Annotated in this window: 14 protein-coding genes; 7 read left to right on the top strand and 7 right to left on the bottom strand. The window is 39.4% G+C overall.

Going from position 1 to position 15,028, the window contains the following annotated elements; genetic code table 11:
- Positions 1-402: 402 nt before the first annotated feature.
- The 5 genes from SB775_RS11710 to SB775_RS11690 all read left to right on the top strand — a co-directional run bounded on the left by SB775_RS11710 (position 403) and on the right by SB775_RS11690 (position 5,429).
- A complete protein-coding gene (locus SB775_RS11710) occupies positions 403-987 on the top strand; it encodes a YjgB family protein (protein WP_410861697.1) in 585 nt (194 codons plus the stop codon).
- A gap of 240 nt (positions 988-1,227) precedes the next feature.
- Positions 1,228-2,814, top strand: a complete 1,587-nt coding sequence (locus tag SB775_RS11705) for an S-layer protein (protein ID WP_410861696.1) — start codon at positions 1,228-1,230, stop codon at positions 2,812-2,814.
- A gap of 335 nt (positions 2,815-3,149) precedes the next feature.
- Positions 3,150-3,974, top strand: coding sequence for an amino acid ABC transporter substrate-binding protein (locus tag SB775_RS11700; RefSeq protein WP_089362860.1), 825 nt, complete (start codon positions 3,150-3,152; stop codon positions 3,972-3,974).
- On the top strand, positions 3,958-4,662 hold the full coding sequence (locus SB775_RS11695; protein WP_061461694.1) for an amino acid ABC transporter permease: 705 nt from the start codon (positions 3,958-3,960) through the stop codon (positions 4,660-4,662). Before SB775_RS11700 ends, SB775_RS11695 begins: the two co-directional genes overlap by 17 nt.
- A 29-nt stretch (positions 4,663-4,691) precedes the next feature.
- A complete protein-coding gene (locus tag SB775_RS11690; protein WP_089362859.1) occupies positions 4,692-5,429 on the top strand; it encodes an amino acid ABC transporter ATP-binding protein in 738 nt (245 codons plus the stop codon).
- Between the two features lie 76 nt (positions 5,430-5,505).
- Here the strand turns inward: SB775_RS11690 and SB775_RS11685 are convergent, their stop codons facing one another.
- The gene (locus tag SB775_RS11685; protein WP_410861695.1) at positions 5,506-6,681 is read right to left on the bottom strand and encodes an MFS transporter; all 1,176 of its coding nucleotides are present in this window, start codon (positions 6,679-6,681) and stop codon (positions 5,506-5,508) included.
- A gap of 397 nt (positions 6,682-7,078) precedes the next feature.
- Between SB775_RS11685 and SB775_RS11680 the strand changes: the two genes are divergently transcribed.
- Both SB775_RS11680 and SB775_RS11675 read left to right on the top strand, forming a co-directional pair.
- The gene (locus SB775_RS11680; protein ID WP_410861694.1) at positions 7,079-7,780 is read left to right on the top strand and encodes a response regulator transcription factor; all 702 of its coding nucleotides are present in this window, start codon (positions 7,079-7,081) and stop codon (positions 7,778-7,780) included.
- A gap of 6 nt (positions 7,781-7,786) precedes the next feature.
- Positions 7,787-9,187: a sensor histidine kinase gene (locus tag SB775_RS11675; protein ID WP_410861693.1), complete on the top strand. Its 1,401-nt coding sequence runs from the start codon at positions 7,787-7,789 to the stop codon at positions 9,185-9,187.
- Positions 9,188-9,246: 59 nt separating this feature from the next.
- Here SB775_RS11675 and SB775_RS11670 read toward each other — a convergent pair whose 3' ends face one another.
- The 6 genes from SB775_RS11670 to SB775_RS11645 all read right to left on the bottom strand — a co-directional run bounded on the left by SB775_RS11670 (position 9,247) and on the right by SB775_RS11645 (position 14,837).
- Positions 9,247-9,600, bottom strand: a complete 354-nt coding sequence (locus SB775_RS11670; RefSeq protein WP_284471765.1) for a YxeA family protein — start codon at positions 9,598-9,600, stop codon at positions 9,247-9,249.
- A 5-nt stretch (positions 9,601-9,605) separates the two neighbouring features.
- On the bottom strand, positions 9,606-11,525 hold the full coding sequence (locus SB775_RS11665) for an ABC transporter permease (RefSeq protein WP_410861692.1): 1,920 nt from the start codon (positions 11,523-11,525) through the stop codon (positions 9,606-9,608).
- Positions 11,512-12,279 (bottom strand): ABC transporter ATP-binding protein, encoded by a 768-nt coding sequence (locus SB775_RS11660; RefSeq protein ID WP_061461687.1) that lies wholly within the window; start codon positions 12,277-12,279, stop codon positions 11,512-11,514. Before SB775_RS11660 ends, SB775_RS11665 begins: the two co-directional genes overlap by 14 nt.
- Before the next feature lie 190 nt (positions 12,280-12,469).
- Positions 12,470-12,760 carry a DUF3817 domain-containing protein gene (locus SB775_RS11655; protein WP_061461686.1) on the bottom strand — a complete coding sequence of 97 codons (291 nt, stop codon included), beginning with the start codon at positions 12,758-12,760 and terminating at the stop codon, positions 12,470-12,472.
- Positions 12,761-12,991: 231 nt separating this feature from the next.
- Positions 12,992-14,056 (bottom strand): C45 family autoproteolytic acyltransferase/hydrolase, encoded by a 1,065-nt coding sequence (locus tag SB775_RS11650; protein WP_410861691.1) that lies wholly within the window; start codon positions 14,054-14,056, stop codon positions 12,992-12,994.
- Positions 14,057-14,360: 304 nt separating this feature from the next.
- Positions 14,361-14,837, bottom strand: a complete 477-nt coding sequence (locus SB775_RS11645) for a hypothetical protein (protein WP_410861690.1) — start codon at positions 14,835-14,837, stop codon at positions 14,361-14,363.
- Between the last annotated feature and the right edge of the window lie 191 nt (positions 14,838-15,028).

Genomic DNA, 15,028 nt, shown 5'->3' with positions numbered 1-15,028 from the left:
TTTATCGCACATGCTGATAAAAGCAACAGCAAACCAATCAAGAGAATAAGACCGCTGATTCCTCTTTTCATACTCCAACCCCCATTTTTTTGTATTTTCACAATCCCTGCCACTATGTATTACTGATGCGACATCGGCAAACGAATTTAAAGCATATTATTGTGATAGGTTTTGTATGATTTATTTGTAAGCTTACTTAAACAGGTTAAATTTGTGATAAATACTTTTGCTTACAATTAAGAGGGGAAAGGGCTTTGTGCGATGGACTTCTGTAATAATCTTTGTAAAAAACAATTCATCTCAAAATTATTCTGTAATCTATGTAAACGGAAAAATTAATCATCAAGAAAATGTTTCATATAAGAAAATTGTGGAAAAGTACTGATATAGGAGGGATAAGAAATGTTATCTAAAAAACAAGCGGCCAGAATGGTTAGCGCAGTTATTCTAACCAGCACTCTTTTAGGGGCAGGTGCATCGTTTTCAACAGAACCGGTTGAGGCTGCATCCACAATGGGTTCTACTTCTAGAATAGCTAAGGAACATGCTCTTACCACCTTAGATGAAATCTACAACAAAGCTTTTTCAGGAGAAATGCCTTATACTGCCAAGGGTTTGAAAATTAGTGAAAACACCCAAAAAGAAGTATATGAGACATTTGGTCCCCCCCCTGAACCAAGTAAAACCGATGAAAATTTTGACTATTACCATGCAGAAATGGGTCACCCAGGATTTGCATTTGCCTATAACCATGACAAGACCCTCTCACAAATCCGATATTTTGGGACAAATGTAGAACGGGACCATAATCTAGGAAGCATCACACCTAAAGTGTTAGGAAAACAACTCGGCAGTGCTGACGAAATACGCCATATTTCCAGTACGAATGAAACCAACTACATTTACAGGACAGGAAATTATGAACTACAATTCATTGTCGGTGAAGATCAAACTGTAGACCATATCAATTTACTCGAAACTAAATAATATCTACGGCAATCATTGCAGGCTGTAGAGAAAGAATATTTTCTCTTCAGCCTTTTTAGTTTCAAGCCCCTTCCTTCACTTTCCTCTTCCAATCCACTGTTACCGTCCAAAATACAGAATGGAATCAGCACCGATCATTCTATTTACAAAAACCATACTCCCCCCAAACGAGTTCTTAATATTTATAAAATAAAATTAGCTTGTTCAACATTATTTCCATATATGGAGGGTGTCGGTAAGATGATTAATAAGTTAAGGGCATTCACAGTACCGGTTCTAAGCATAGCCATTCTTTCTCAAGGTCTTCCGGTCGCGGTTGCTGCAAAAGATGCAGAAGACAATCAGCTTGGAGGCAGATGGATGAAAGGTGAATATCATGCCCATACCACTCAGTCCGATGATACCGAGGGATCACAGAGCCTTGAAAGCTTGCTGAATGACGCATTTGATAAGTATGGCATGGATTGGATGGGAACTTCCGACCACTTGAGGATGTCTTCAAGGGATGATGAGGGACATTTGATTCCCGGCGGGCCGATACCGCTATCCCAAGGGATCATTCAATATCAAGCCCCGAAAATGGAACAACTGCAAAAAGAGGGCAAATATAAAAATAAAGTCATGTTTTCAGGCTTCGAATGGGACATGCCCACTTACGAGCATGTCGGCATCGGAATTTTGGGAGACCAGCCGGGATCACCTATAAGTCTGAAAGCTGGCAATCAGTTCGAATATCTCTTCACCAACCAGGATGAAAAGATGTTTGATTCTAAGGATGTAGCCGTCTGGAAAGCCCAAGATCAAAGGGCCAATAAGACACCCAAGGATGCTCGAACAGCCTTGGCATGGCTTGAGAAGAATTATAAGCATACAAGTTATGCCATTTTGAACCATCCATCAAGAAAAAAGGTGTACAACATATCTGATTTCCGCGACTTTAACAATATCGCGCCTGATGTCATGTTTGGATTTGAAGGGATGCCTGGTAACCAGATGGAGCCAGACAGAGGTGGCTTAAACCTGACAACGCCCGAAAACAGGACCTATGGCGGTTCCGATTACATGCTTGCTAAGGTAGGTGGTACATGGGATGCGCTGCTTGGTGAAGGTCGTCAGTTCTGGACCTTTTCCAATTCGGACTCTCATTTCGAAATCAGTCAAAACCGACTTTACTCCAGCGGCTACTGGCCTGGCGAATATTCCAAGAATTATACTTGGGTGAAAGGTTCAACGATGCAATCCGTCCTTGACGGCATGCGATCAGGGAAATCCTTCTCCGTTTTCGGTGACTTGATCGATGCCCTTGATTTCCAAGCTAAAAACGGAAACAACAAGGTGGATATGGGCGGGGAACTTAAAGTGAAGGAAGGACAGATGGTCAAGATCACCATCCGATTTAAGAGCCCCGAAAAGAACAACAACGGGGACCCCGTTAAAGTTGATCACGTAGACCTAATTTCAGGGGAAGTAACCGGGAAAGCAGTGCCTGGAACACCTGCTTATAATAAAGCTACCAATGATACGGCAAAAGTGGTTAAACGCTCTACAAGTAAAGACTGGAAAACCGATGGCGACGGTTTTCATACCATCACTTACAAGGTCAAAGCAAATAAGAATCAATATTTCCGTTTGCGAGGCACGAATCTAGGGGCAAATGTCTCTGGAGAAACGATTGACGGTGAACCGCTAATCGATACGAAGACGGAGAACGAGGATAACGAAACACGTTTTTCAGAAATCAACAAACGTAACTATAAAGACCTTTGGTTCTATTCGAACCCAATTTTCATCAGCGTAGAGGAAAGAAATCATGATGATAAGCACTAAGTTAAAAAGATCCATTAAATAGTTCCGGACAGTCCAAAAAGGCCCTCTTCCACTTAGCTAATAATAGACGTGGATGAGGGTCTTTTTGGCCCCACAGAAAGGATATGAAATCTTAACGAACCGTTCATTTCCTTTAAGTTCCTTCCTCGAATTAATTAAGCGGTAATTATACTTCTTTCTTTTAGTATTATTTCACTCCGATCCATCAAAATCCGTATAATTCACCAAGATTCATTAACACTAATCATATAAGTTATTTTCATTGACTTTTTTCCTATTCTTGTTTAGTATCACATTGTATCAATCCCTATCAGATTACTAGGAGGTTTACCGAAATGAAAAAAATGGTTCCGCTTTTATCGCTATTGTTAGCTTTCACTTTTGTACTTACTGCATGTGGTTCAAATACAAAAAATGAGGCGAACGATAACGGCAATAAGTCTTCTTCACAAGAAAGTCTATATGATAAAGTCAAAAAAGATGGCGTATTAACCGTCGGAACAGAAGGTACATACCCTCCTTTCACATTCCACGATGATTCAGGCAAATTAACGGGGTTTGATGTTGAAATCTCTAAAGAAGTCGCAAAACGCCTTGGAGTGAAAGCTGATTTCAAGGAAACACAATGGGACGGCATGTTTGCAGGATTGGATGCCAAACGTTTTGATATGATCGCAAACCAAGTGGGCATCGATAAAGACCGTCAAAAGAAATATGATTTCTCTGACCCATATATTCAATCAGGAGCCGTTTTACTTGTTCACAAAGATAATTCGGATATTAAATCATTCGATGACTTGAAAGGTAAGACTTCTGCTCAATCTTTAACGAGTAACTACAATAAAATAGCCGAATCACATGGTGCAAAGGTTACCGGTATAGAAGGATTTTCCCAGTCTGTACAGCTTATCGGTTCTAAACGTGTAGATGCAACGATCAATGACAAATTGTCGTACCTTGATTATAAAAAGCAACACCCGGATGCACCTATCAAAGTGGCTGATGAGGAAAAAAGCGGAGTTGCCAGTGGTTTAATGTTCAGAAAAGACAGCGACAAATTAGTGGAAGAAGTAAACAAAGCACTTAAAGCCATGAAAGACGACGGCACGTACGCAAAAATCTCAGATAAATGGTTTGGTGAAGATGTTTCTCCTAAGTAATATTTTCAGTGACCCTGAGCGTATGAACCAGCTTGTTTCCATCGCTCAAACCTCCCTCTATCCGATGATAGAGGGAGCTATTAAATATACGATTCCACTAACATTGATCACATTCGTTCTCGGACTTATTCTCGCTGTACTCACAGCATTGGCTAGACTATCTTCCATTAAAATCTTTCAAATAATTGCGCGTGTATATGTGTCAATCATCCGCGGGACACCTTTACTTGTGCAATTATTTATCATTTTCTATGGACTTCCAAATTTAGGTGTAACAATTAATCCTTTCATATCGGCTATTATAGGATTCTCTTTAAATGTGGGAGCATACGCTTCGGAAATTATACGAGCAGCCATTTTATCCATACCAAAAGGACAATGGGAAGCAGGCTATTCAATCGGGATGACATATACCCAAGCTTTAAAGCGCATCATTTTGCCGCAAGCAGCACGTGTATCCATTCCCCCATTATCCAACACGTTCATTAGCCTTTTAAAAGATACATCGCTCGCATCACTCATTCTTGTAACGGAATTATTCCGTAAAGCTCAAGAAATTGCTGCAAAAAACTATGAATTTTTACTATTATACATGGAAGCAGCTGCTTTATATTGGATTTTGTGTACTATTTTGTCTTTCATTCAAGGAAGTTTAGAGGACAGACTTAATCGTTATGTAGCAAAATAAGAACCGCAGTAGTTAAAGGAGATTTTAAAATGATCAACATTAAGAATCTTCATAAATCGTTTGGTGACCTTGAAGTATTAAAGGGCATTGATTTGGAAGTGGAGCAGGGTAAAGTCATTGTATTGATCGGTCCTTCGGGTTCAGGTAAAACAACCTTTCTTCGGTGTTTGAATCTCCTTGAGGTGCCAACGGACGGGACGATTGAAATCGATCAAAGCGTAATGGACTTCAAAAAAACCGTTAGAAAAAAATCGATTACATCTTTTCGAAGTTTGACTGGGATGGTTTTCCAAAGTTATAACCTCTTCCCCCACAAAACAGCAGTGGAAAATGTTATGGAAGGCCCCATCATTGTAAAAAACATAGCCAAACATCAAGCGAAAGAAACGGCTGCTGCCCTGCTTACAAAAGTGGGCTTAGGTGAAAAAATCGATTTTTATCCTTTTCAATTGTCCGGCGGACAGCAGCAACGAGTCGGAATTGCAAGGGCCCTGGCCATGGAGCCGAAGGTCATGCTATTCGATGAACCCACCTCCGCTCTTGACCCCGAACTAGTTGGAGACGTGTTACAGGTCATGAAAGACCTGGCAAAAGAAGAAGGCATGACAATGATCGTTGTAACCCATGAAATGCGTTTTGCCCGTGAGGTCGCCGACGAGGTCATTTTCATGGATGAAGGAAAAATAATGGAACGGGGAACACCCGAACAGATTTTCACAAACCCTAAAGAAGCGCGTACACGTAAATTCCTTAATATGATTCAATAAAAAACGGTGCTTTTTCAAGCACCGCTCGCAGCCACCCACCATTTTTAGAAATGGGGGGTTTTTGCCCATCATCAAATTAATGAGATACTTGGACCTGTTTAGTCTGTGTCCTTGCATGATATACCTGAAAAAGAATTAAAGCAAAAACGGAAAGGATCGCGCCCGATATAAATGGTAAATCTATCGAAATCGAAAATAACCAACCGCCTATCGGAGGACCTGCAATCCTGCCGAACGAGTCGAAGGAAGATAGCAGTCCAGTGACACTGCCATGGCCCGTCATGGAACTTTTAGTCAGCAGTGCCGAAATTGCCGGCCGGATGAACCCATTACCCACTCCGAAAATTGTCAGGAAAACCGCCGATGTCCAAAAACCTGAAGAAAACAGGATCAGAATGAAACCAACTGCCGATACGATGATTCCCATTCGTATGACCGCGCCTTCCCCATATTTCTTTGTCAACCTACCTACTAATCCACCTTGAACGATTGCACTGCCAAACCCCATGATCATGAAGATATAGCCTAATTGGACAAGACTTATATCAGCCTTTTTGGCTGCAAAATAGGCAAAAGTCGTTTCGAGTCCTGCCATTGAAAGGGTGACGATCAATTGCAGAAAGAACATGGTTGTAAGAGGCCCTTTAAAGGCTTTCCACATGGACTCTTCATTTTTAGACTGTTGGGCCCTCTTTTCAACTGGATGTGATTCCTTCAGAATCGCAATTACTAAAAATAAAGTAATCAAAGAAGAAATTCCAGCAATGTAAAACGGTAAATTCAAACTTGATTTGGAGAATACCCCGCCAATCGCCGGACCAAAGATGAATCCAAGCCCTGTAGCCGCACCGATGATTCCCATCCCTTTTCCTCGATCTTCCGGCGTCGTGATATCAGCCACATACGCCATTGCGGTTGGCATGTTTGCCGAAGACAAAATCCCGCCAATGATCCTGGCTACAAATAATACCGATAAGGAATCTGCCGAAGCCGTGATGAAAAACGAAAGGGCCAATCCAGCAATCCCGATTATCATGACAGGCTTACGTCCTATCCGGTCAGATATACGTCCCCACATCGGAGCAAAAAATAATTGCATTAATGAATAAACAGCCATTAAAAGACCAAGCTCAGTAGGACTGCCGCCAACCTTTTCAGCAAGGAACGGAATGACGGGAATGATGATCCCAAATCCGACCATGACTAAAAACATCACTAAAAAAAGAACGGGTAACACCTTTTTTGTTTCCATTATTTTTTCTCCTTTTATTCTTCCACATTCGCTAATAACTTTTATAGAATGATTTGGGTCAAAAGAACAGCAGCGAATCATATTACTTAGCATAATCTTCCTAGCAATACTTTAAACAGTTTATCACACAACCTTTACCAAATCAGTATGAAGCACGATCTTCTTTCTCCCCAAATGAAAGGAAACCCCCTAAAAATCAGGCATACGAGTCCTGATCTTGAAAGTACATTTTCATTTTTTAGCGAAACTTACGTGCTCTTATCCATAGCGTTTTGAAAAAATTATGACGGTTGCCAATGTCACCAATTATTCGAGAAATATCTATCCCTTCCCCCTTATTTTTTCCTATGGGGTACACTATACTGTAGGGTATGATTGAAGTATGGGAGGTAGAAGAATGTCTAATGATCAGTGGATTTTAATTATTGACGATGAAGATGATTTGGCACGTCTCATGGAGACGGTTTTACATAAAGAAGGTATCCCGAATATTGTTACGGCTGGTACGGTTGCGGATGGCTGGTCAAAGTTTCAGGAGATCAATCCTGCACTTGTGCTGCTAGATATTATGCTGCCAGATGGTGAAGGCTATGATTTATGCAAGCAAATTCGTGAAGTGTCGAATGTTCCCGTTTTATTTTTGTCAGCAAAGGATGAGGAAATTGATAAGCTTTTAGGGTTGGCAATTGGCGGGGATGATTATATCACCAAACCATTCAGTCCGAAAGAGGTTGCTTATCGAATAAAGGCACATTTGAGGCGTGCTGGCTTTTCGGATGCAAAAGCTGTTCCGAAAAATTTGCAAGTTGGTCCTTTTGAGCTTAGTGCAAATGAAAATGAAGTGAAAAAGGATGGCAATACGATTGAGCTCACAGCCAAAGAAATCGGTCTGATGAGCTGTTTTATGCATCACCCGAATCAGATCTTAAGCAAGGAAACTTTATTTGAACATGTGTGGGGCGATGATTTCTTTGGCTCTGATAATACAGTGATGGTACATATTCGCCGTTTACGCGAAAAAATCGAGGCAGATCCTTCAAAACCTTCGTTTTTAATAACCGTTAAAGGGCTTGGTTATAAATTACAAACCAAGGGGTGAAACAAGATGAAGTGGAAATTGACACGGCGCTTTTTAGTATCCGTTGTGGCAATAGTTGTAATCGTAGGGATTGTAAATACAATTTTACTTTTAAGCTTACTCTTTTATCGGGCCATGCATGATTTCGGGACTGAAGAAGCATCTGCAGAAAACTTTAGCAGAACATTTTCACAATATGTAGAACTAAAAGATAACAAACCAATTGTAAATGAAGAAGGACTAGAAAAACTGCAGGAGAATAACGCCTGGATACAATTTTTGAATAATAAGGGTGAGCAAGTGGCTGCCTTTTATACTCCTCCAAAATTGCAAACCATGTATTCACCTGTTGAAATCGTCCAAATGTATAAGTATAAAGAAGTTGATGCAGAGACGACTGTTTTTGCAGGTACGGCCCATGATTTCAGCTATTTTGTAGGCGTTAAGGATCAGAAAATAGGTCGCTATGTCCTGACCTATGATTATGAAAAAGTTTTTAAAAACTTTAAAGTCTTCCTTTTACTGTTTTTAATTGTGGATATCATTATTGCAATAGTCATTGGATTCTTATTTGGTAAAAGGTTAACGAATCCGCTTAACATATTAATAGAGGGAATTCAGCAGCTCCGGGAGAAGCGCTTTAAAAGGATGAGCATACCAAAAGGTGTTTATGAAGATGTGTTTCGCAATATGAATGAACTTTCGGTAAAGTTAGATCAATATGAGAAAGAACGTGATCAACTCGACCAAATGCGTGAGGAATGGATTAGCAATGTTTCTCATGACATGAAGACACCACTCGCTTCAATCCATGGTTATACAGAATTGATGAAGGATAACGCCACTGATTTAACATCACAGGAACTGTATGAGTATACATCCATTATTAATAGACAGTCCATTTATATGAAAGATTTGTTGGATGACCTAAATTTAACGATGCGTTTACGCAATCAACGACTCCCTTTTCAATTTGAAGATGTAGATATCGTTGGGTTTATACGAGAAATGACGATCGAGCTTTTAAATGATTCACAATTTGGTGATCGCCAGGTTGAATTCGAGGCAAATGTGGATAAGGCAACACATCAAGTGGATAAAAAATTACTGAAACGGGCTATATTTAACTTTATCTACAATGCACTCGTGCATAACGAAGAAAATGTCGTTGTTAAAATACAAATTGATGATATTCATCTACGATCAGAACTTCATACCCAAATTACCATTGCCGATAATGGCCGGGGTATTCCCCCTAAAGATATAGAACAGGTTTTTGAACGATACTATCGAGGTACGAATACAGCCAGTGCACATGGGACTGGTTTAGGAATGGCTATTGCAAGAGATATTATTCTTGCTCATAATGGGAAACTTAATTTGACTAGCGTTGAAAATGAAGGAACCACCATTACTATACTTTTATAATTATTTTTCTTACGGAGAAAGGGCTGTCCTTCACTTACAGACAGCCCTTCTTTCATATTTTATTTTGTTTGTGCCTTTTTTGGAATTTCCTCAAATTTCACTTCATCATATGACGAAACTTCATCACCATTTTTCACGTACATCTTTAAGTAAGCATCTTTTCGAAGATTTTTTGTTGCCGTGAATTCAAGTGGTATCGTTTCACCATCTGCATTTTTGGCGTCCAGTTTATAAGAATAATAAGTCATGACTGAACCATCATCCAGTTTGGTTTCATGCTGTACTCCATCCTCTGTAACCTGCAAATAATAATTGTCGGCATTCATGCGGTTAAAGTCTATTTTAGTAAGCGCGAAGACTCCCGCCGCTCCCAATATTAACAAAATACCAATTACCATAAAAAATTTCTTCATTCCGATCATCCTTCTGTTTTATTATTTTGTGTGATAATACGATTATAGGCAGCTACCGTTAAGATATAATACAGCCCGTAGATAACCGTATAAGCAATCATCCAGATCAACACAGGTTTTGCTAGGTCCATCATCAATAAGCCCGAGAAGGCTTTTAAAGCGATTGCGCTGTGTAATAACCCCACTGCCAGTGGAACGAAAAAGATTACGAAAACTTGTGAGGCAATGGATTTCCTCATTTCTTTTGCGTTAACGCCCATTTTATGAAGCATATTATATTGTGATTTATCTTCCTCAGCTTCAGTTAGAACTTTAAAGTAAATGATACTGCCTGTAGCAGCTAAAAAAACCAAACCCAGAAAACTTCCGATAAAGAGCAATGAGCCTACACCTTCGATGCTTGTTTGGAAATCTTTAGGTGCACTAGAAAATAGCGCTTCTTCAGGTATTTGTTTTGCAATTTTTTCAGATAAATCCGTGGAAGCTTGATCCATTCCAATAACACGATAATTTAGGTGTTCGCCTTCTGTTTGCAATGCTTTAAATTGATCATTTGATACAACCACTGTAATGCCTGCTGTTCCGGCATTTAAAACTGTTTGTGTTTTATAGCTTTGGAATGTGATTGCCTTGCTGTTTTCTGTCTTAATGGTCTTGTCCTTGTATTTAGGCGAGAATCTTTTGTCATATCCAATATCTAGAATAACTGCATTGTCATCATTCACAAGCAGTGCTTCCTTGCCTTGTACTTCTGCTAATTCGTTATATGTTTTTTCGTCGATAACTGTATAAATTCTTTTTTCCGAGCTATCGAATGCTGATGCCGTGTTTAATTCTTTCGTATTAAATGGGACAGATAGTGCTACGATATTTTTATCGTACATGGTATCTGGCAATACAGCGCTGACTTGTTGATCGATTTTTTCATCCGTTTGCTGATACATGAAGGTATTCGGATCAGCGGTCATAACTTGGTCATTTGCGTTGTAATAAAGACCATAAACCGCACCGCCAGCCGTTACCGTTGTAGCACTTAACACTGCAATTACGGTCAATGTACGTGCATTGCCCCGAATCCGATATAGCAGTTGCGAAATCGTCATTAAATGAAGGCCTTTCCATAGCCATTTTTCATTTTTCTTAATCATGGCCAACACAAAGCCTGTCACGCTATGAAACAATAAAAATGTACCGGCAATTACTGTTGTCAAAATAGTGAGTGCCGTCATTAAAAAGCCGGCTTTTTCCCACACTTTAGAAGTAAAAAGGTCTTGCATCGCCAACCAATAACCAATGACCATCAGGGAAACTCCCAAAATGGCTACAATCATTGATGGCTTCGGAGCCGCTTCCCCTTTTTTAGATGCATGGAAGAGATCAATTAGTTTAAATTGATATATTAAACGATAGCCCTGGAATGATGTCACCAAGAAAATAATAAGAAATACGATAGAGGTGTTCCAAGCTGCAGATCCCGAAAATGTAAATGGTGCTATGACATCATAACCCATTAAATAAATCAAAATAGTCATGAATCCTTTTGAACAAAGGAATCCAAGTAAAATCCCCACAACTAATGAAACCAAACCTAGTAATAAATTTTCAAAGAAGAGCATAAACCCTATTTGACGATTACGTACGCCAAGCAATGCATATAATGCCACTTCTTTTTTACGTTTTTTCATAAAGAATGAATTTGAATAGGCAATAAAAATGGCAACGAAGAAAATCAGGATGACTGCCGCACCACTCATCAATGAACCTAATTTTTGTGATGAAGCCGTTTGTTCTGCAATCGTGTCGCTATATTTTAATGTTACAAATGTGAAGTATATGATAATGCTAAAAACCATGGATGCGATATATAAAAAATATTGGGAGAGGTTTCGTGCAATATTTTTTCTCGCTAGACTAAATAACGTCATCTACCTCACCTCCAATTGTTGCAAGGACATCCAAAATCTCTTGGAAGAAAGCTTTACGTGTTCGGCCACGACGATAAATTTCTGTTGAAAGCGTACCATCCTTGATGAAAATAATCCGCCGGCAGAAGCTTGCGGCATATGCATCATGTGTCACCAACATGATGGTGGAATTATTATTTTCATTCAATTCACTTAAGCTTTCCAGCAGGCCTGTCGCCGATTTTGAGTCAAGCGCACCCGTTGGCTCATCTGCAAGGATCAATGCTGGCTCTGTCACAAGCGCCCTGGCTGCAGCTGTTCTTTGCTTTTGACCACCGGAGATTTGGTATGGATATTTAGCTAGTAAACCTTCAATTCCAAATACTTTAGCAATCCGATTCACTAAGATAGTAATTTCTTTCGCTGGAATTTTCGCAATCGCCAGTGGTAATAATATATTTTCCTTCACAGTCAATGAATCGAGCAAATTGTAGTCTTGGAAGATAAAACCAAGGTTATCACGCCTGAAATCCGTTAATTCGGCTCCCGACATATCGTGAATGCTCGTATCATTCATATATATTTTCCCTTCTGTTGGCGAGTCAATAGTTGCTAACATATTAAGCAAAGTTGATTTCCCCGCTCCAGAAGGTCCCATGATACCTACAAACTCTCCTTCATGAATGTCAAAAGATATATTTTCTAACGCTGTGTAGGAAGCGCTTGATTTACCATAAGTTTTTTTTATATTTTCTACTTTTAATAATGGTTCCATGTATTTCACCTCTTCAATATTGTTGATACTTATACTTTACATGCTCATCCTTACAGCATAATTATGCCAACCTTACAGCAAGCTTAAATCTATAAAAAAAAACGCCTTCCAATTAAATAGGAAGACGTTTTTTTATGGATTTGTCAAAAGTAAAAGTACTGAGTAAATACGAAATCAGGTTCTTTATCATTTAACTTTGCTTCAATATCCTGCGGTCGATTACGAAATTCCCAAATGGGATGAATGAAACGATGAAGATCATCGCCATTTTAAAAAAGGACCATTTTGATTTGATGCTCACATAGAGCAGTAATAGCCCAAACACGACAAATAAGAAACCATGGATGCTTCCTAAAATGAGTGTTGCTTCCCCAATATCCAATAAGTACTTAATGGGCATACCAATAGCAAGCAATAGAACATATGAGATTCCCTCAATTATTGTAATAAACCGAAACCATCCAATAGCTGTAGAAAACATTCGCACATCCCCTTATTCATTGTACAAGTCATAAACAGACTTCCAGCAACTTGTGCCCCATCCAAAATATGTTCCTCTATCATATTATATTACTGGCAGATCCCCTAATAAAAAGTTCCAGGATCCGTTTGCCTAAAAATAGAACAGCAAAAGCCCAATCCAAGGATTGGGCCTTTTAAATAATTTACTTATTCAACGTAATTGAAATTTACTTAAAGAGTTCAAGAACGTTCAATTCCGAAACCAATTCGCTCCCTCATCCATATGCACGAAGGGGATATCCGTATCAATTACACCTTTGATTCGTTCTAACTCAACATCTTCCCCTTCAAGCCATTTCGCAAAATCTATTGAAGTCGGCTCCTGGTCCCCTCCCAAGGCAATCCAAGCTTTCATCTCCTTAGGTAAATAAGCGGATGTATGAATCGTTCCAGCCCAGCTGCTATATAAATCCGAGAAGACGCCTCGATTGATATCATTAAACAACCTGTAAGCATCGTAGGCAGATGAAAGTCTCCCTTCATGATCTTGGATGATCTCCAATCGGCGTTTCGAATCGATAAGATGGTTACGGTTCTCTTTTTTCATGATTTCAAAGTGATTGGTACAGGCATTTGACGTGCGCACCTCTACATTTCTTGGAGAGGTTTCCACGATATAGGTACTTCCGCTTTTATCATAGACGACGTAAGTGAAGGAATGACGATGCGGGATTTCCTTCAACATCGCGACCGCTTCCTGTACGTTCGCACACGATTCAACAATCAGTCTGCCAATCATGCAGCAAATGAAACCATCACCAGGGTTCTTGCGATTCATGAAATTATAGCCTATCACCAAACCTTTTTCATTCATTCCATCCATCCGGCCAGTCCCTCGCTGACTCGGGCCGATGCTTGAATACCCTTGATCGGTTGGCTGGAATAAAACATAGCGTCCTTCATATGTCTTTGGGTGGTAATCATAATTGCGAATCAGATAATCATCGCCAGTCATGATGGAGCAGCCCGACCGGACATAATCCAATCGATATCCACCGAACTCTTGCAGCACGCGGTCAATTGGCCATTTCAACGCTTCTTGCAACCCCAGTAATTCTTCCCAAACTCCAGGGGCGAATTGTGTAATTGCGTTCTTGACCTCTTCTTCCTCAACCGTAAATCGCGGCTGCCTAATCTTCCACTGATCTTCACGATTTTTCACCGTAAGTGAATCTTTTAATTCCTTCCCTTGCATGTACCCAAACTCATAATGTGTACCCCGAAATTGTATGACATCACTATATATTTGCTTCACGGCTTATCCCTCATTTACAATAGTTGCTATTCAAATTAAGGATACTTGAAGTATTGTTGAAAATAAAGAAGATAAGCCTTAAATTTTGAATCAACTCACCACCCCATACCTCCCTCTGTAACTAGACTTATTTATAAGGGGGGACGGATCATGGGGATGAAATTACCGGCATTGGATTGCATTGATAATCGGGTTTATTGTAAAACGTCGTATAAGACAAGGAATACCCGGTTAAAAATTAAATACATAAATAAAGAGAATCCAATATAGTACTGGATTCTCAAATAGATTGAATTAGGTAAAATTATTGTAAATGGTTTTGTTGTTGTCCCATTTGGCCATATTGCTGATTGCTCATTTGCTGTTGACCTTGCTGTTGACCTTGCTGACCCTGTTGACCTTGCTGTTGACCCAATTGGTTAAATTGCTGTTGTGCTTGACCTACTACTTGATTGATCTGGTTAAGCGCTTGAGTTGTTTGTGCATATTGAAGACATTGGTTTAAAGATTGGATTGCTTGTTGAATGGACTGTTGTAATTGTTGATCAGTTTGTTGCAGTTGGTTTTGTGCTTGGCTAGCAAATTGCTGGATTTGTTCCATTAATTGATTTTGTTGTTGATTTTGCTGTTGATTTTGTTGCCCTGAATTTTGCCCGCTATTTGATAGTGAATTTTGAAGATGATTCAATTGAGTTCTAAAATCACTTAACTCTTGAGCAATTTCAACATCCACCGTTTTTTTAACTTCTGATTCAATCTTTTTTTTAGTATTATTATCCATAAGAAATCCCTCCGCATTGAAAATTAACCTTTAAAAAAAGGCCCTTTATTAAATTGTTCAATACATGTGGTAAATATCCATAAAGATTTAAAAACCTTATCGAAGGCTAATACCAATTCACTATTTCAGTATAATTGCATTACAAATAAAAAAAGGCCTCTCAATTAAGAGAAGACTTTTACAATGGGGAG

This window comes from Peribacillus sp. SIMBA_075, assembly GCF_046534585.1.
This window is presented reverse-complemented; position numbering and strand designations above follow the sequence as displayed.

Coding starts and splice junctions, on each gene's coding strand:
- SB775_RS11710 (WP_410861697.1), top strand. CDS start 403: ATGTTATCTAAAAAACAAGCGGCCAGAATGGTTAGCGCAGTTATTCTA.
- SB775_RS11705 (WP_410861696.1), top strand. CDS start 1,228: ATGATTAATAAGTTAAGGGCATTCACAGTACCGGTTCTAAGCATAGCC.
- SB775_RS11700 (WP_089362860.1), top strand. CDS start 3,150: ATGAAAAAAATGGTTCCGCTTTTATCGCTATTGTTAGCTTTCACTTTT.
- SB775_RS11695 (WP_061461694.1), top strand. CDS start 3,958: ATGTTTCTCCTAAGTAATATTTTCAGTGACCCTGAGCGTATGAACCAG.
- SB775_RS11690 (WP_089362859.1), top strand. CDS start 4,692: ATGATCAACATTAAGAATCTTCATAAATCGTTTGGTGACCTTGAAGTA.
- SB775_RS11685 (WP_410861695.1), bottom strand. CDS start 6,681: ATGGAAACAAAAAAGGTGTTACCCGTTCTTTTTTTAGTGATGTTTTTA.
- SB775_RS11680 (WP_410861694.1), top strand. CDS start 7,079: ATGTCTAATGATCAGTGGATTTTAATTATTGACGATGAAGATGATTTG.
- SB775_RS11675 (WP_410861693.1), top strand. CDS start 7,787: ATGAAGTGGAAATTGACACGGCGCTTTTTAGTATCCGTTGTGGCAATA.
- SB775_RS11670 (WP_284471765.1), bottom strand. CDS start 9,600: ATGAAGAAATTTTTTATGGTAATTGGTATTTTGTTAATATTGGGAGCG.
- SB775_RS11665 (WP_410861692.1), bottom strand. CDS start 11,525: ATGACGTTATTTAGTCTAGCGAGAAAAAATATTGCACGAAACCTCTCC.
- SB775_RS11660 (WP_061461687.1), bottom strand. CDS start 12,279: ATGGAACCATTATTAAAAGTAGAAAATATAAAAAAAACTTATGGTAAA.
- SB775_RS11655 (WP_061461686.1), bottom strand. CDS start 12,760: ATGTTTTCTACAGCTATTGGATGGTTTCGGTTTATTACAATAATTGAG.
- SB775_RS11645 (WP_410861690.1), bottom strand. CDS start 14,837: ATGGATAATAATACTAAAAAAAAGATTGAATCAGAAGTTAAAAAAACG.